The organism is Rhizobium sp. LjRoot258 (assembly GCF_964254185.1).
GTDB lineage: Bacteria > Pseudomonadota > Alphaproteobacteria > Rhizobiales > Rhizobiaceae > Rhizobium.
In genome coordinates this window covers 570,924-586,902 of the sequence record NZ_CAXUST020000003.1, presented here as the reverse complement: position 1 = coordinate 586,902, position 15,979 = coordinate 570,924, and the positions used below count along the sequence as shown (strand labels likewise).

The following is a 15,979-nucleotide window of genomic DNA, read 5'->3' as shown; positions in this document are numbered from 1 at the left end:
TCGAGCACTATTGCTGCTCTGCGAGCATTCGGTAGCGTCGCTGGCTTGCCATCATGTGGGCGCGCATGGCCTGCCGAGCCCGATCCGGATCCTGATCTGCGATGGCCGAAAGAATCTCCCCATGCTCGGCATGGACCTTCTCAAGGTAGGCGCGGTCATTTGCTTCAGGCAAGGTTGGAAACTGTCCGCGCGGTATGGCACGAGGACCGAAGTGACGAAGAACGTCGACGTAAAACCGGTTGTTCGTAGCAGCAGCGATGGCCATGTGAAACTCGTAGTCGGCCTCCACGGTCGGTTGTCCGGCCTCGATCAGATTCGCCATTTTCCTGTTGGCCGCGCGAATGGCAGCCTCTTGCTCGGCCGTCCTGCGATAGGCTGCGATGGCCGCGGCCTCGCCTTCGGCAGCCATTCGAAACTCCAGCAATTCAAGGGTCTCGGGGATGCTTTTTACTTCGATTGGCGTGAGCGACAGACCCGTCTTGGTCTTCGGATCGGCGACGAAGACACCCTTGCCTTGAACCGGTTGGACAAAGCCTGCCGCGCGCAGGTCGGCAATTGCCTCCCGGACGACAGTCCTGCTAACGCCAAAGGCAGCCTCAAGCTGCGGCTCGGTTGGCAGTTGATCCCCCTCGCGCAGCTTGCCCGTCTCGATCTGCAGGCGCAGTTGATCGATGACCTGCTGTGCCAGCCGCTGTCTGCCGCGATTGATCGTTACCATCGTGCCCGTCCCCAACTTATCCATCCGGTCTCGTCCGCATGACGCTTGCAAAGCGCTCTGATCTTCGATAAATCATAATACGACATACGGACGACATATTATGTCTCGTATAGTAACTCAGGGAGGAGTTGCAATGAAGTATTTTTCCAGAAGTCTGTTTGTAAGCGTCGCCTTAAGCGCACTGACCATGGCCGCCCAGGACCTCAAGGCGGCCACGCCCGCTGACCAGCTTGTGATCGGGACATCGCTGGCCCAGGTTCTGTCGCTCGACCCGCAGCAGGCGACGGAAGGCAAGGCCGTCGAGATCATGTCAAACCTCTACGACCGGCTGGTGGCGACGACGCCGGACGGAAAGATCGTGCCGCAGCTGGCAGAAAGCTGGCAGATCGATGACAAGGGGATCACCTTCAAGCTGCGTGAAGCAGCCTTTGCCTCAGCCAATCCGGTCACGTCGAAGGACGTTGTCTATTCGCTCGGGCGGCTTTTAAAGCTCGACCAGGCTGCGGCAGCAAACCTGAAGCGTGTCGGCTACACGAAGGACAATGTCGACCAGCTGGTCAAAGCGATCGACGACAAGACGGTGCGCATCGACCTTTCCGATGCGGTGACGTCGGAACTTCTGCTTTACCGGCTCGCCATGTCGACTGCGAGTGTTGTCGACAGCGTCGAGGTGCAGAAGCACGTCGTCAACGACGACTATGGAAACGCCTGGCTTAGAACCCATTCTGCGGGCTCCGGTCCGTTCACGCTCAATCGCTGGTCGCCGAACGAGCTCGTCATTCTTGACGCCAACAAGGGCTATGTCGCGGGTGCGCCGAAGATGCGCCGTGTCATTGTCCGGCATGTGCCTGAGAGCCAGGTCGAACGCCTGATGCTGGAGCGCGGCGACATCGATCTCGCCAGCGCCCTGACGGCGTCTGATCTGGCAACTTTCAAAGGCAAAAAGGGTTTTGAGGTTCAGCGCGTCCCCACGGGCGGTTTCTATGTTCTGGCGATGAACGCCGGCAACAAGTATCTCGCCAATCCGAAGGTGCGCGAAGCGATCGCGTACGGGATCGACTATCAGGGCATCGAAAAGACGATCATGGGGCCGTACGGCCGCGTCAGGACGGTCCCGGTACCAGAGAATTATGAGTATGCGGTACCAAGCCCGGACTGGCACCTCGATGTGGCCAAAGCAAAACAGCTGTTGGCCGACGCAGGTTTCAAGGATGGCTTTTCGCTGACGCTGAAGACCATAGCTCAAACCCCCCGTGTCGATCTGGCAACGGCGATTCAGGCCTCACTCGGCCAGATCGGCATCAAGGTCGATGTCCAGCAGGGAAATGGCTCCGACATCATTTCGGCGCACCGGGCGAGAAACTTTGATCTCCTGATCCCGCAGACTGGTGCCTACATGCCGAACGTCCTCGGTTCGATGGAGCAGTTTGCATCCAATCCCGATAATTCGCTTGAAGCCAACAATGCCGGCAACTTCGTGTGGCGCTCGGCCTGGGACATTCCGGAATTGACCGCAGTGACGGCAAAGGCGTCGATGGAGCCTGACCCCAAAAAACGCGGCGAGCTTTACGTCGAGATGCAGAAGATGTTCGTCGACCAAAAGCCCGCCGTGCTGCCGATGTTCGAGCGTTTCGAGCCGATCGTGCTGAACAGCAAGGTTCAGGGCTATGTCGGCCATCCCAATCTGATTACGCGCCTTGAAGGCGTGACCAAGGCCGAGACCGAATAAACAAGGTCGCCGATCATGAAAGAACTGTCCGTAACCGAACTGGGACGGCGGCTTTGGCATCTCGCTCTCAGCCTGTTCATCCTGCTGTGCGTCACTTTCGTGATCGGCCGCGTCTTGCCCGCCGACCCTGTCGGGGCAATCGTTGGCGAGCTTGCAGATCCGGCTGCCTACGCCGCCATGCGCCAGAAGCTTGGCCTCGACCTGCCGATCTACCAGCAGTTTCTGATCTATCTGAAGGGGCTGGCTCAAGGCGATTTCGGGACGGCGGTTCTGACCGGCAATCCGGTATCGGCCGATCTCGCCCAGGCATTTCCTGCGACATTCGAACTTGCCACCCTGGCAATTCTGATCTCGACATTCGTTGGTGTACCGCTTGGCCTGACTGCAGCGCTTTTTCGCGACAGTTTCATCGACAAGATTGCTCGCGTGATCGCGCTTGTCGGTCATTCGATCCCGATCTTCTGGTTCGGAATTGTCGGCCTGGTCATCTTCTATGCGGGCTTGAACTGGGTTGGTGGCCCGGGACGCATTGATGTGTTTTACGAGGGCCTCGTCACGCCGCAGACGGGCCTCTTGCTGGTCGACAGCCTCTTGCAGGGCGAGACCGAGATCTTCTGGAATGCGCTCGGCCACATCATTCTTCCAGCTGTCATCCTTGCCTATGCGGCCATGGCCTACATTACCCGGATGACACGCAGCTTCACGCTGGAACAGTTAAGCCAGGACTATGTGATTGCCGCGCGCGCAAAAGGCGTCGGCCCGGCAAGGACCGTCATCAGCCACGTTCTTCCCAACATTGCCGTACAGCTCATCACCATTCTGGCGATCTCCTACGGTGGGCTTCTTGAAGGCGCAGTCGTGACCGAGATCGTCTTTTCATGGCCCGGCATCGGTCAATACATGACGAACGCACTGATGATCGGCGACATGAATGCCATCGTTGCAGGCACGATCATCATCGGTTTCATCTTCATGTTTTTGAATTTCCTCGCGGATATCGCCTATGCGATCTTCGATCCGCGTACGAGAGAGGCAGCGCGATGAGCGAGGCAGTTGACACCAATCTTCCTGTACGTCCACCGAGCCTTCCAGCACGCATCACAGCATCTTCGGCGCGTATCGTCGCAAAGCTTGTGCAGGAGCCGCTCGGTCTTGCAGGCTTCGTCATTCTTGGGCTGCTCTGCATCGTGGCGATTATTGCCCCTTGGCTTGCGCCCTACGAGCCGAATATCCAGGTTCTTTCCGACGCATTGAAGCCGCCGAGTGCTGCGCATTGGGCCGGCACCGACGAGTTCGGGCGAGACATTCTTAGCCGGCTGATTTACGGAACGCGGATCACCGTCCAGACGGTACTCTCGATTTCTCTGATCGTAGGTCCCATCGGTCTCCTGATCGGCGTGGTTGCTGGCTTCTTCGGTGGCCGCACGGATGCGCTGCTGATGCGAGCGACTGACATCGTTCTTTCCTTTCCTTCGCTGATTTTGGCGCTTGCATTTGCCGCTGCCCTTGGCGCCGGACTGACCACTGCGATCATCGCCATTTCCCTGACTGCCTGGCCCCCGATTGCCCGGCTGGCGCGCGCCGAGGCTCTGGTGGTCAGGAACGCCGACTACGTCGCCGCTGCGCGTCTTTACGGAGCCTCGCCGCTGCGCATCCTGTTCGTCTACATCGCGCCCATGTGCATACCCTCGGTGATCGTTCGCCTGACGTTAAACATGGCCGGGATCATCTTGACGGCAGCCTCGCTCGGCTTTCTTGGACTGGGTGCGCAACCTCCGGCGCCGGAGTGGGGAGCAATGATCTCGAACGGACGCAAGTTCATGCTGGACTACTGGTGGGTTGCCGTCATGCCCGGCTTGGCGATCCTGATTTCCAGTCTTGCCTTCAATATCGCGGGCGATGCGCTTCGCGACATTCTGGATCCTCGCCATGCAAGATCATGAGATGACACCCGTACTTTCCATCAAGGAATTGAACGTGAGTTTCGGCAGGAACGCGGTTCCCGCCGTATCCGGTGTAAGCTTCGACGTCGGGCGCGAGCGCGTCGGGATCGTCGGCGAGTCCGGCTCGGGAAAATCGACGACCGGACGCGCGATCATGCGCCTTTTGCCGCCGAGTGCGAACGTCACGGCGGCCCGTCTCGAACTTGACGGGCGGCCCCTTCTGTCGCTGCCTGAGCGGCAGATGGGCAAGATACGGGGCAAGGACATTGCGTTGATCATGCAGGATCCTCGCTACTCGCTTAATCCGGTGCTAACGGTCGGCAAGCAGATCGCCGAGGCGGCTCGCCTGCATCTTGATCTGCGCGGCCGCGTTGCACTTGCGGCTGCAAGAGCAGCGCTCGAGCGCGTGCGGATCAACGACCCGGAGCGCGTGATGACGCTTTATCCGCATCAGATTTCCGGCGGCATGGGGCAACGCGTGATGATTGCCATGATGCTTCTTGCTAAGCCGAAACTGGTCATTGCCGACGAGCCGACCTCGGCCCTCGATGTCAGCGTCAGGAAGGATGTGCTGACGCTGCTCGATGAGCTTGTCCGGGAGAATAATTCCGGTCTGCTGCTGATCAGCCACGACATCCGCATGGTCGCAGCGTTTTGCGAGCGGATTATCGTCATGTATTCCGGGCGCGTGGTCGAAACGCTGACCCGACTTGAAGACGCGCGTCATCCCTACACGCGAGGACTTATGGCGGCGCTGCCGGACCCGAAAAACCCGGTGCGGCGCCTTGCGGTTCTCGACCGGACAAAGCTCGATCGGGAGAATGCATGATGATTGAAGTCCGCGATCTTGATGTCGTGTTTGCTGCGGGCAAGCAGGAAAATCATGTGGTCAAGAAGGTGAGCTTCAAGGTGGCACGCGGTGAGACCCTAGGCATCGTCGGCGAGTCTGGTTGCGGCAAGTCCACGTTGCTGCGCTGCCTTGCCGGCATGGAACGGGGGTGGTCAGGAGAGATTGCCCTGGCTGGCAGGGTCGTCGGCAAAACGCGCAGCCGCGGGGATCTCAAATGTGCGCAGATGGTTTTCCAGGATCCCTACGGTTCACTTCACCCGCGCCACCGGATCGGAACGGCGCTCGCCGAGCCTTTGAAGGCGATGAACCATGTCGATATCTGGCAGAAGGTGGACAAGGCCCTGCGCCAGGTCGGCCTGCCGGCAGGCTTTGCAAACCGCTTCCCGCACGAACTCTCCGGTGGGCAACGCCAGCGCGTTGCGATCGCCAGGGCCCTGATACTGTCGCCGCCGATCCTCCTGCTCGATGAACCAACCTCGGCGCTGGATGTTTCGATACAAGCGGAAGTTCTGAACCTGCTGGCCGATCAGCGTGACGAGCGAGGCCTGACCTATGTGCTTGTCAGTCACGATCTCGCCGTCATCGCGCATATGTGCGATCGCGTTTTGATCATGAAGGACGGCCGCTTCGTCGACGAGCTCACCAAGGCGGATTTGCAGACAGGGGTGACCCACCACGCCTATGCCCGCGAATTGTTCGGCGCAAGCTTCATCTGACCTGAGATCGGCTGAGCGATCGAACCGCAAGCATTGGCAAAGCGCTCTTCGACGCCGCCCATCGAATGTGATGTCCTCGTGCCAAGAGACATGGGAACGTCATGGCCGACGTGCCGGATAGGATGACCCTTGCAGTTCGTCGTTTCGACTTGAACTTGACGAAAATCCGACGATGCGGGCAAGCGGCGGTTAAGCCCTCACCGCTTCAAATCCCACCGACGCGTCCTTCACTGAAAGCCGCTGACGTTGTGCGATTGGAGACAATCGGTCTCAATAGCCGCCAGGTGTTTTACCCTCATCTGCCCGGCAAGCACCGCACAGGTTCCAAAGAAATAGGGTCATGATCTCAGACCGTTGGGAGGTTGGGCGATGCATATTGGAACAAAGGGCTTTCTCATTTGTATGTTACTCTATAAAATTAGTCGTGTAATGATGGCGCTGACAGCCTTGGACAAAAGGCCTGAGAGGAGACAGACATGACAAATGCTTTGCCCCCGCTTCATGCAGGACATGCTCCAATTACGCTTCAAGAGCTCTTTCGCGAGGCAGTGTATGCCTTCGAGGAGTGGGACGACGAATTGGCCGAGCCGGTCGTCACCTTCGAAGGAAGGGTGATCCCGATCAGCCATGTGTTTGATGCGATGCGGCACTGCAACGATATCGTTCCGATGCACATGGCCGGCACAATCGCCGACCATCTGACAAAGCCATGGGAGGGCGACGGACCATTGGACCAGATGAGCTTCTCGACCGCCGCACGGGTCATGGCCGTACTCGTTCGCAAACGCCTGCTTTTCGGCGACATGCACGGGTTCGCATCGTTTGCGATGATCGGAAACCAGCGAAATTCACGCCGCTGATGGAGGCAGGCAAGCGTCGGACATCTCCTGCCCGGCGCGGCCTATCTCAACCAGATGCAGGCAGTGGCTCCGTGAGCGTCACAGCGTCGCATCCTGTCTGGCGGTTGATGCAAAAGCATGGCCCGTAAGGACCGCGGCGATGATCGCGCTGACCGCGACAAAACGAGCCATGACCAAACTAATGGCCACACCCAACACGCACGAGACGTGCTGGCCTCCTCTCCGACTTTGGCTGTCGTTCCGCTGCCTTTGAACCGACGATAGTCCTGACGCGTGTAAGCTGTTGGGTGGGTCGACATTCGCGCACTTGTCAGCCACTCATCGCGCCGGCAGGCCCATTTGTCGTCTGGGCCAGCCCGTCCGCCAGCGCGCGATTTGCTTCACGCAGCCCGAGCAGCTTCAAGCCCCCGTTCGAGATCAGCCTTGAGGTCGGCAACATCTTCGAGGCCTACCTGCAGCCGCAGCACGGGTCCCTCCTCCGGAGGAGACAGAATATGCCGGTCGTTCAAGTCCACCTCAAGCGCGAGACTTGGGAACCCTCCCCAGGAATAGCCGAGACCAAACAGGGAAAGGCCATCGAGGAAAGCATGCGCCTTGCGCTTGAAATCCTCCTTCCCCGCGACCTTCAGCACGAAAGAGAAGACGCCACTCGCGCCCCTGAAATCGCGTTTCCAGACATCGTGGCCCGGAAAGCTCGGCAGAGCCGGGTACAAAACACGGGCGACATCATCGCGCAGTTCGAGCCATTTCGCGATCTCCAGCGCACTCGCCTGGTGCCGGTCGAGCCGAAGTCCCATTGTGCGGAGCCCTCGCAGAACCTGGTAGGCATCTTCCGGCGCACCGCATATGCCAAGCGCGCCATTAACCTGTTTCAGGCGCCTCCAGTGCTTTTCGTTGGCCGAAACCGTGCCCATGAGGATATCTGAGTGACCGGCCGGATACTTGGTGGACGCCTGGATCGACACATCGACACCGAAATCGAGCGGCCTGAAATACAGGGGTGTCGCCCAGGTATTATCCATCGTCACGATCGCTTCGCGTCGATGGGCAACCGCAACGATCGCCGGAATGTCCTGCATTTCGAATGTGTTCGAACCTGGCGCCTCGGTATGGACGAGTTTGGTATTCGGCCTGAACCGGGCTTCGATCGCCGCACCCGCCGATGGATCGTAATATTCGACGTCGACGCCGAAGCGGGCAAGCATTGTATCGCAGAAGTGGCGAACATTGCCGTAGACGCTATCGACGATCAGCGCATGATCTCCGCGCGAAAGATAGGCCAGGAAGGTGAGCGTCACGGCGGCGAGCCCCGATGGTACGAGGATAGTTCCGGCCGCACCTTCAAGTTCGTTGATGGCGTTGCAGAGAGCATCGGTCGTGGGCGTTCCCCGCGTCGCATACGTATATTTTTGATCATGCTTCTCCATCGTCTCGGCAGTCTCAAAAAGCACTGTCGAGGCGCGGACTGTGGGCGGGTTGATGAAACCGTGGTAGTCGAAGGGGTCGTAACCCGCCCTGACGAGTTGCGTGTTCGGCCCGAGCTTTTTGAAGGCGTCTTCGTTGTTGGTCATGCGGTCCTGCATTCGTTGCGGCTACTGTCTGATCCGGAGCCTAAGGTCTATCGCCGCCGAGATGACGTTCGAGGAAAGGCAAATTGTCCTGCCCCCAATAGATCTCGTCATCATAGCGGTAGGTGGGAAAGCCAAATACGCCGCTGTCACGTGCATGCACGCGGTCGGCCGTCCACTTGTTCTGCACATCGTCATCGGCCTGCCGTCTGAGAAGTGACGCACCATCGAAACCTGCAGCAGTGACGATCGCTTCGCGCACGTCAGGCTTGCCGATATCCCTTGCCTCGCTCCAGAAGGCGTGCTGCAAAACGCGGCTGACACCGATCCAATCCTTCTTATCAAGGTATGCAGCAATCACGAAAAGAGAAGCCGGCGTTGGATCGCCAAGCTCCGGTCGATTTTCGAGAAGGAGTTTCTTGTGGCGGACGCGTGCCCAGCGCTGGAGATCTCGTGTCCAGTAAGCACGGCGAATTTCCGGTCGGTTCCTGGAGAAAATACCGCCATTTTCTTCCACAACGGTCGTCAGATAGGGCTTGATGACGACATCATACTTCGTCGCGATGTCGACGAAAGCGTCGAGACCGACGTATGACCACGGCGAGCCGATCGAAAAGAAATATTCTACCAATTTTGTCACTGATGAAGGATCCTCTGCGGTGATTGTTATGGTGCGGTGGCTGCGAACGGTCTTGTCAATACGGTCGGTCTGTTGCCCCAGGCGGTGCGGTCTTTGCGCTGCCGGCCAGGGTCAAGATGTTCGATCCTTGCGAGGATGAGGGCGCAAAGGTTCCTGTTTTGGCGATCATTGCGACGGCCAAGACGCGGTGTGTTTCCCAATCAGATCGGCTGGGCTATCGCATGGTTTTGCCACTTTGGCGCTCCTGTGGTGGACAAAGGGCGAAGGCCTGTTCACGAGGCCGCCCGGATGGCATGCGACGGGCTCCATCCAAGTTCCGGCGCAATCCGCGTCACGAAATCATGGATGATCTGTCGGTATTCCTCGTCCTCGAACTCGTAGGGAAGTTCCAGCCGCAACTCGCTGACATCAGGCAGGATAGTGTCGGCAAACAGCTGCTCTAGGATCTGCTCCGAGGTGCCGACGATATCCCGGGCGAAGAGGGTGCGGCGCTCGCCCTGCGGGGACAGCGTGCGTTCATGGCGGCCGGCAGCGTATGTCGAATAACGTCTACGCGTGATAGCGTCGGCACTGTCGAACGGGACAATGACGCGACCAAGTGCGACCCGACACCGCGCGCCGCCGGCAGCACGATAGGTTTCCAGCTGGCGAGACTGGGCAACGAAGAACTCGTCAGTCTCCTCCCCGGTCGTGACATTTCCGATCAACAGATTGAAGCCGTTGCGCCCTGCCCATCCTGCGGAACGCAGCGAGCCTGCGCCATACCAGATGCGATCAACCAGGCCCTTTGCGTGCGGATGCAACCGCGGCCGCTGCGGACCAAATGGCGTCTTGATGAAAGTATTCTCGTCACCGAGATGGGAGCCGCGAAGATTGTCCCTGAAGCGAAGCACGCGGTCGTGTGAGAAGTCGAACTTCTCCCAATCACCATCGAACGTGAGCGGACCGATGAGATCGGCGTGCAGCGGGCGGCCGGTACTTAAACCCACATTCAACCGGCCGCGCGACAGCACGTCGACTGTCGAAAGATCTTCGGCCAGCCGATAGGGACTTTCGTAGCCGATCGGAATGACGGCAGTGCCAAGTTGGATGTGGCTCGTGCGCTGGGTTGCCGCAGCGAGAATGGCGGTTGCCGACGAGATTCCCGCCTCCAGATGCCGCTGGCGGACCCAGGCGCTGTTAAACCCGAGTTCCTCGCCGTAGTTCAGCAACTGCAGCGTCTTTTCCAGGCCAAGAAGCGGATCGCTGGCCGGATAGTTGCCTGGGGTAAGAAAGCCGATATGGCCGATTAAAACGGATCTAGTGCTCATTGTCCTACAACCGTCAATATTTTGGCAGGCCGGCTGGATTGGTCTTAGACTTCGGCAAGGCTTCTTCGGCCAACTGCCAGCGGTCGAGGATTTTCGCGTAGGTTCCGTTGGCAATCAGGCCGTTGGTGGCGATCGTCAGGGCATCGGCAAGTCCGCTCCCCTTGCGCGTGGCGATCGCGACATCCGAGCGCTCCGGCCAACCGGCGCTCAGCGTGCCGACGCGCTTGATGTTCTTGTCACGCGCGGCGATGAAGACCAGCTGCGCATGCGGTTGCACGATGACATCGGCCCGGCCGGAACGCAGCGCGAGAAGGCTTGCCGCCTCGTCGTCATAATATTGCAGTTCGATCGGCTTCAGGCCCGCGGCAACATCTTCGTCACTCCACTTCACCAGGATGCGCTCCTGATTGGTGCCGGCACCGACGATGATCCTAAGGCCGGCGGCGTCCTTGGGCTCCTTGATTGCGGCGACAGGACTGTCGGATTTCACGAAGAGACCGTGCAGACCCTGGCGGTAAGTGGAGAAATCGAACTTCTCCTTGCGCTGCTCGGTGACGCCGACATTGGAGATAACGGCATCATATTTGCCCGAGGTAAGGCCAAGCGGCCAGTCGATCCAGGCGACGGGCACGATCTCGAGCCTCAGGCCGAGACTGTCGGCAATGGCGTAGGCATAGTCGGGATCTGCCCCGACCACGGTCTTGGCATCCGTGGCATACGTGGCAAGCGGAGGGCCGCCGGGGCTGACGGCGATGGTGAACTTGCCTGGTGTGACGAACTTGAAATCTTTCGGGATCGCAGCGATGGCCGCATCGTTCCTGGGGGCGTGGAGCCGGCCCGGCTGTTGCGGGCTGAGGTCGAAATCATCGGCTGCATGGGCTGCGCCGAAGGAAAGCGCAGACGCCATGGCGGCGATCAGCAGGGTCCGGAATGCCGGAAGGGCAATCATCGTCTTCAATCTCCAACTGTCAGGCAGGAATGGCCGGCAGCAATGCTGCCGGCCCAAAAGGAACCGATCAGGAGCCACTCTTCGGCAGGCCGGGCGGGTTGGTCTGAGCCTTGTCGATCGCTTCCGGACCAAGATTCCATGTATCGAGGATCTTCCGGTAGGCGCCGCTGGCGATCAGGTCGTTGACGACATCGGTCAAGGGCGCCGCCAGGCCGCTGCCCTTGCGTGTGGTGACCGCAATCTCGGCGGTGATCGGCCAACCGCCGCTGACGGTGCCGACGAGCTTGGTCTTGGCATTTATCCCCGCGGCGTAGGCCTGTGTCGCGTTCACGCTGAAGACGGCATCCGCCCTTCCCGATTGGACGGCCAGGTCCTTGACCGCATCATCGTCGTAATATTGCACCTCGATCGGCTTCAGGCCGGCCACGACGTTCTCGCGGTCCCATTCCAGCAGGATCTTCTCCTGGTTGGTGCCGGCATCGGTGATGACCTTCAGGCCGGCAATTTCCTTCGGCTCCTTGATCGCCGTGATCGGGCTGTCGGCCTTGACGTAGAAGCCAAGCTCATCCTTGCGATAGGTCGAGAAGTCGAATTTCTCCTTGCGCTCTTCCGTGACCGTCACGTTCGAAATCACCGCGTCGAACTTTCCGGAGGTCAGCCCCAGCGGCCAATCGGCCCAGGCGACGGAAACGAGTTCGAGCTTCAGACCCAGGCTGTCGGCAATGGCCTGCGCGAGATCGACGTCATAGCCGATGACCGTCTTGGAATCAGAGGCATAATCATGCAGCGGAAGATTGCCGCTCGAGCTGATGCCGACGGTGAAGACGCCGTTTTCGACGAACTTGAAGTCCTTGACTTCGGCGATGCGCTTCTCGTTCTTTTCCACCCGCAGCCGGTTCGGCTGCTCGGGGCTGAGATCGAACTTCTGCTGCGCCTGAGCGGAACCGAAACCGATTGCGGCGATGGTGATGGCTCCCGCTATCACAAGCCTTGCCCTAACTACAAATGTCATAGCCCTTCTCCATTTCATCTTTAGGTTGTTGCTTTTGTCAGTCGGCCGGAGCAGCCCGTCGCGGCCCGGCATTTCGCCAGCGCTGTTTTGCGCTAGAGAACTTTGGCGAGGAATTCGCGTGTTCGGGGATGCTCCGCATCGTTGAAGATGCGCGCCGGCGGGCCAGCCTCCAGAATGCGGCCGCTTTCCATGAAGACGACGGTGTCGGCGACCTCGCGGGCAAAACCGACTTCATGGGTGACGATGACGAGTGTCGTACCGGTGCGGGCAAGTTCCTTGATGACATCGAGCACTTCGCCGACGAGCTCGGGATCGAGCGCCGATGTCGGCTCGTCGAAAAGCAGTACCTTCGGACGGAGCGCCAGCGCGCGGGCGATCGCCACGCGCTGCTGCTGGCCGCCGGAGAGCTGGCGCGGATAGGCGTTGATCTTGTCACTGAGCCCGATGCGTGCCAAAAGCTCCTGCGCCAGTTGCACCGCTTCCTCGCGGCTGATGCCGCGAACCTGGATCGGCGCCTCGATGAGGTTTTCGAGCACGGTCAGATGTGGGAAGAGATTGAAGCTCTGGAAGACCATGCCGATATCGGCGCGGCGCCTGAGGATATCCTTCTCCTTGAGCTCGTAGAGCATATCGCCCTTCCTGCTGTAGCCGACGAAATCGCCATCGACGGAAATGAAGCCCCCATCGACACGCTCCAGATGGTTGATGGCACGCAACAGCGTCGACTTGCCGGAGCCCGACGGGCCAAGGATGGCGGTCACGCTGCCGGCCGGCAGGCTGAGCTCGACAGCATCGAGCACCTTCAGCGAACCGAAGCTTTTGGAAATACCATGAATGCGCACCGCGCCGCCCGCAGCCCGCAGGGCCACCGCATCCCGGAAGCCGATCTTGCGCGCGGTGTCGGTCGCCGTGTCGAGAGCGGGCAACGGACGGCGGAACCGCTCGAAGAAGACCTGGAAGGGCAACGGCGTCGGATTGCGCACGGCCCCCTTGGAGAAATAGCGCTCGATGTAGTGCTGGGCGACCGACAGCACCGTCATGATGATCAGATACCAGACGGTCGCGACCATCAGCAGCGGAATGACTTCGAGATTGCGGCGATAGATCACCTGGACCGTATAGAAGAGCTCCGGCAACGCCAGCACGTAAACCATCGACGTGCTTTTCGCCAATCCGATGAGTTCGTTGAAGCCGGTCGGCAGGATCGAGCGCATGGCCTGCGGCAGCACGATGCGGAAGGCCTGGCGGCGGCGCGGCAGGCCGAGAGCCGCGGCGGCCTCCAGCTGACCGTTATCTACAGAGAGAATGCCGCCGCGCACGATCTCGGCGAAGAAGGCCGACTGGTTGAGCGTGAGCCCGAGGAAGGCGGCGGCAAAAGGCGTCAGCAGTTGCACTGTGGGATAGTCGAGGAAGATCGTATTGGTGAAGGGGATGCCGATCTTGATCGTCTCATAGAGGTAGCCAAGATTGTTCAAGATCAGCAGTAGCACGATGACCGGGATCGAGCGCAGTAGCCAGATGTAGCCCCAGGAGAGACCGGCGAGCAGCGGCGACTTGGAAACGCGCGCCAGAGCCAAAGCCGTTCCCAGGATGGAACCTGATATGGCGGCAAGCGCGGTCAAGAGCAGCGTCCTGCCGAGGCCGACGAGCACGGGCTCGGCGAAGAACCATTCGGCAAAGACGCCCCAACCCCAGCGCGGATTGGTGAAGGTGGAATAGAGCACGGCGACGATGACGAGGGCGGCGAAGATCGTGCCTGCCAACCGTTCGGGATGGCGCGCCGGCACGATGCGATACCGGGAATAGTCCTGCTTTGGTTCTGCCGTCCTGCTGCCGGGGTCGATGCCCGCGAAATCCGTCGTCAGTGCCATTGTGCTTCCCTTTTATAATTTATTGGTCTTCGCCGCTTTCAGTGATTTGCGCCTGCCAGGCGCAGGCGTGGTTCGGCCACCTCATCTTCGAGAGCCGCCTGAGACAGATGCTTGATGTCCTTCTCGAAGGGCAGGCTCTTGTAGATCTCGGGATCGGCGGAGGTGTCGAAGAGAGCTGTGTAGCCGTAGTTCAGATAGAGGCCGACGGCTTCGGGCTGGCGAAAGCCGGTCGTCAGGTAAATGCGGGAATAGCCTTGGCGGGCGGCCTGGGCCTCCAGTTCCACCAGCACCTTGCGGGCAAGGCCCTGGCGGCGCAGATCGGAGCGGGTCCAGATGCGCTTGAACTCGGCCGTGCGCTCGTCATAGTTCTTGAAGGCGCCACCACCGATGGTTTCGCCATCGCGAACCAGCAACAGAAAATTGCCGTGAGGCGGCGCAAAGGCTTCAGGAGGATAGCGGTTGAGCTCGGCCGCAGCACCTTCGGCATTGAAATAGGTGCCGTAGCGGCTGTCATATTCGTAGATCAATTCATCGATCAGCGGCTTGGCGCGTGGGTCGAGAGGGCTGGTATAGAGAAACGTATCGCTCATATCGTTCATCACCCATTGTCATCAGTGAGGAAGGTTTCGGCGAGCCGCACCCAATAGCGGGCGGCGGGCGCGATGATCGCGTCGTTGAAATTGTAGTGGGCGCTGTGGAGAGGAGCGCTGTCACCATTCCCGACGAAAAGGTAGCTGCCGGGATTTGCCTGCAGCATGAAGGCGAAATCCTCGCTCGCTGTTCTTGGCCGGAAATCCTTTTCGATCGCCGCAGGGCCGAGTGCGTCATATGCGACGCGGCTGGCGAACTCGGTTTCCCTCGCGTGATTGACCAGTGCCGGAAAGCCGAGGCGGTAATTCACATCCGCCTCGGCACCGAAGCTTTCGGCCTGGGCGCGGGCAAGTGCGGGAATGCGCTGCTGCAACAGCTGGCGGACCGTCTCGCTGAAGGCCCGCATGGTCAGCTTCATCTCCACGCTTTCCGGGATGACGTTCGAGGCGGAGCCCGCATGGATCGAGCCGACGGTCGCGACCGCCATGTCCTGCGGGTCGACATTGCGGGAAACGACGCTCTGCAGGGCGGTGATGAAGGAGGCCGACGCAAGCACCGGATCGACAGCCCGGTGCGGCTCGGCGCCATGGCCGCCCTTGCCGATGATCTTGATGATCGCCTGGTCGACCGAAGCCATGGCCGGGCCGGTGACGAAGCCGAATTGGCCCGTCGGCACACCCGGCCAGTTGTGCAGCCCGAAGACCGCATCGACAGGGAAACGTTCGAACAGGCCTTCCGAGATCATCTTGCGGGCGCCGGCGCCGATTTCCTCGGCGGGCTGGAAGATCAGCCGCAGCGTGCCGCTGAAATTGCCGCTCTCGGCAAGATAGCGGGCGGCGGCAAGCAGGATCGACGTATGCCCGTCATGGCCGCAGGCATGCATGACGCCGGGATTGCTGCTGGCATAGGCAAGACCGGTCGCCTCTTCGATCGGCAGCGCGTCCATGTCGGCGCGGATACCGATCCGCTTCTTGCCGTTGCCGCGCCTGAGGGTGGCGACGATGCCGGTGCCGGCAATGCCCGTCGCCACCTCGTAGCCCCAGGAGGAAAGGCGGGATGCCACGAGCTTGCTGGTGCGCAACTCCTGGAACGCAAGCTCCGGATATTGGTGCAGATCGTGGCGAAGCGCGATGATCTCTTCGAGATAAGCGGCGATGCCCTTCTCGACCGGATCGTTGCTGCGCGGGTTCTGAGCGATGACGTCCATGACGGTTCGTCAGCG

15 protein-coding genes are annotated in these 15,979 nt (G+C 60.0%); 6 read left to right on the top strand and 9 right to left on the bottom strand.

All coding sequences use genetic code 11. The features are described 5' to 3' along the window. Positions 1–7: 7 nt before the first annotated feature. Positions 8–718: a FadR/GntR family transcriptional regulator gene (locus ACSQ9D_RS31280; RefSeq protein ID WP_072380755.1), complete on the bottom strand. Its 711-nt coding sequence runs from the start codon at positions 716–718 to the stop codon at positions 8–10. Positions 719–851: 133 nt separating this feature from the next. On the opposite strand from ACSQ9D_RS31280, the gene ACSQ9D_RS31275 reads away from it, so the two are divergent. From ACSQ9D_RS31275 to ACSQ9D_RS31250, 6 genes are all read left to right on the top strand, one after another. Further along, entirely contained in the window at positions 852–2,447 is a 1,596-nt protein-coding gene (locus tag ACSQ9D_RS31275) for an ABC transporter substrate-binding protein (protein WP_436285657.1), read from the top strand. Between the two features lie 15 nt (positions 2,448–2,462). Continuing rightward, positions 2,463–3,491, top strand: a complete 1,029-nt coding sequence (locus ACSQ9D_RS31270; protein ID WP_436285656.1) for an ABC transporter permease — start codon at positions 2,463–2,465, stop codon at positions 3,489–3,491. After that, a complete protein-coding gene (locus ACSQ9D_RS31265) occupies positions 3,488–4,390 on the top strand; it encodes an ABC transporter permease (protein WP_368516258.1) in 903 nt (300 codons plus the stop codon). The genes ACSQ9D_RS31270 and ACSQ9D_RS31265 overlap by 4 nt, the downstream gene beginning before the upstream one ends. Then, the gene (locus tag ACSQ9D_RS31260; RefSeq protein ID WP_436285655.1) at positions 4,377–5,219 is read left to right on the top strand and encodes an ABC transporter ATP-binding protein; all 843 of its coding nucleotides are present in this window, start codon (positions 4,377–4,379) and stop codon (positions 5,217–5,219) included. Before ACSQ9D_RS31265 ends, ACSQ9D_RS31260 begins: the two co-directional genes overlap by 14 nt. Then, on the top strand, positions 5,219–5,956 hold the full coding sequence (locus ACSQ9D_RS31255) for an ABC transporter ATP-binding protein (RefSeq protein ID WP_436285964.1): 738 nt from the start codon (positions 5,219–5,221) through the stop codon (positions 5,954–5,956). Before ACSQ9D_RS31260 ends, ACSQ9D_RS31255 begins: the two co-directional genes overlap by 1 nt. A gap of 476 nt (positions 5,957–6,432) precedes the next feature. After that, positions 6,433–6,816, top strand: a complete 384-nt coding sequence (locus ACSQ9D_RS31250) for a hypothetical protein (RefSeq protein ID WP_436285654.1) — start codon at positions 6,433–6,435, stop codon at positions 6,814–6,816. Between the two features lie 380 nt (positions 6,817–7,196). Here ACSQ9D_RS31250 and ACSQ9D_RS31245 read toward each other — a convergent pair whose 3' ends face one another. The 8 genes from ACSQ9D_RS31245 to ACSQ9D_RS31210 form a co-directional block, all read right to left on the bottom strand. Then, a complete protein-coding gene (locus tag ACSQ9D_RS31245; RefSeq protein WP_436285653.1) occupies positions 7,197–8,387 on the bottom strand; it encodes a cystathionine beta-lyase in 1,191 nt (396 codons plus the stop codon). Positions 8,388–8,427: 40 nt separating this feature from the next. Then, positions 8,428–9,024 (bottom strand): 2-hydroxychromene-2-carboxylate isomerase, encoded by a 597-nt coding sequence (locus ACSQ9D_RS31240; RefSeq protein WP_436285652.1) that lies wholly within the window; start codon positions 9,022–9,024, stop codon positions 8,428–8,430. A gap of 272 nt (positions 9,025–9,296) precedes the next feature. Then, on the bottom strand, positions 9,297–10,334 hold the full coding sequence (locus ACSQ9D_RS31235) for an LLM class flavin-dependent oxidoreductase (RefSeq protein WP_436285651.1): 1,038 nt from the start codon (positions 10,332–10,334) through the stop codon (positions 9,297–9,299). 13 nt (positions 10,335–10,347) lie between these two features. Beyond that, positions 10,348–11,283 carry an ABC transporter substrate-binding protein gene (locus tag ACSQ9D_RS31230; protein WP_436285650.1) on the bottom strand — a complete coding sequence of 312 codons (936 nt, stop codon included), beginning with the start codon at positions 11,281–11,283 and terminating at the stop codon, positions 10,348–10,350. Between the two features lie 67 nt (positions 11,284–11,350). After that, positions 11,351–12,295, bottom strand: a complete 945-nt coding sequence (locus ACSQ9D_RS31225; RefSeq protein ID WP_436285649.1) for an ABC transporter substrate-binding protein — start codon at positions 12,293–12,295, stop codon at positions 11,351–11,353. 92 nt (positions 12,296–12,387) lie between these two features. Continuing rightward, positions 12,388–14,166: an amino acid ABC transporter permease/ATP-binding protein gene (locus ACSQ9D_RS31220; RefSeq protein ID WP_436285648.1), complete on the bottom strand. Its 1,779-nt coding sequence runs from the start codon at positions 14,164–14,166 to the stop codon at positions 12,388–12,390. A 38-nt stretch (positions 14,167–14,204) separates the two neighbouring features. Further along, positions 14,205–14,768 (bottom strand): GNAT family N-acetyltransferase, encoded by a 564-nt coding sequence (locus tag ACSQ9D_RS31215; RefSeq protein ID WP_436285647.1) that lies wholly within the window; start codon positions 14,766–14,768, stop codon positions 14,205–14,207. After that, positions 14,765–15,964 (bottom strand): M20 aminoacylase family protein, encoded by a 1,200-nt coding sequence (locus ACSQ9D_RS31210; protein ID WP_436285646.1) that lies wholly within the window; start codon positions 15,962–15,964, stop codon positions 14,765–14,767. Before ACSQ9D_RS31210 ends, ACSQ9D_RS31215 begins: the two co-directional genes overlap by 4 nt. Positions 15,965–15,979: the final 15 nt, after the last annotated feature.

Coding starts and splice junctions, on each gene's coding strand:
- ACSQ9D_RS31260 (WP_436285655.1), top strand. CDS start 4,377: ATGCAAGATCATGAGATGACACCCGTACTTTCCATCAAGGAATTGAAC.
- ACSQ9D_RS31265 (WP_368516258.1), top strand. CDS start 3,488: ATGAGCGAGGCAGTTGACACCAATCTTCCTGTACGTCCACCGAGCCTT.
- ACSQ9D_RS31220 (WP_436285648.1), bottom strand. CDS start 14,166: ATGGCACTGACGACGGATTTCGCGGGCATCGACCCCGGCAGCAGGACG.
- ACSQ9D_RS31210 (WP_436285646.1), bottom strand. CDS start 15,964: ATGGACGTCATCGCTCAGAACCCGCGCAGCAACGATCCGGTCGAGAAG.
- ACSQ9D_RS31225 (WP_436285649.1), bottom strand. CDS start 12,295: ATGACATTTGTAGTTAGGGCAAGGCTTGTGATAGCGGGAGCCATCACC.
- ACSQ9D_RS31275 (WP_436285657.1), top strand. CDS start 852: ATGAAGTATTTTTCCAGAAGTCTGTTTGTAAGCGTCGCCTTAAGCGCA.
- ACSQ9D_RS31280 (WP_072380755.1), bottom strand. CDS start 718: ATGGTAACGATCAATCGCGGCAGACAGCGGCTGGCACAGCAGGTCATC.
- ACSQ9D_RS31255 (WP_436285964.1), top strand. CDS start 5,219: ATGATTGAAGTCCGCGATCTTGATGTCGTGTTTGCTGCGGGCAAGCAG.
- ACSQ9D_RS31235 (WP_436285651.1), bottom strand. CDS start 10,334: ATGAGCACTAGATCCGTTTTAATCGGCCATATCGGCTTTCTTACCCCA.
- ACSQ9D_RS31245 (WP_436285653.1), bottom strand. CDS start 8,387: ATGACCAACAACGAAGACGCCTTCAAAAAGCTCGGGCCGAACACGCAA.
- ACSQ9D_RS31230 (WP_436285650.1), bottom strand. CDS start 11,283: ATGATTGCCCTTCCGGCATTCCGGACCCTGCTGATCGCCGCCATGGCG.
- ACSQ9D_RS31250 (WP_436285654.1), top strand. CDS start 6,433: ATGACAAATGCTTTGCCCCCGCTTCATGCAGGACATGCTCCAATTACG.
- ACSQ9D_RS31270 (WP_436285656.1), top strand. CDS start 2,463: ATGAAAGAACTGTCCGTAACCGAACTGGGACGGCGGCTTTGGCATCTC.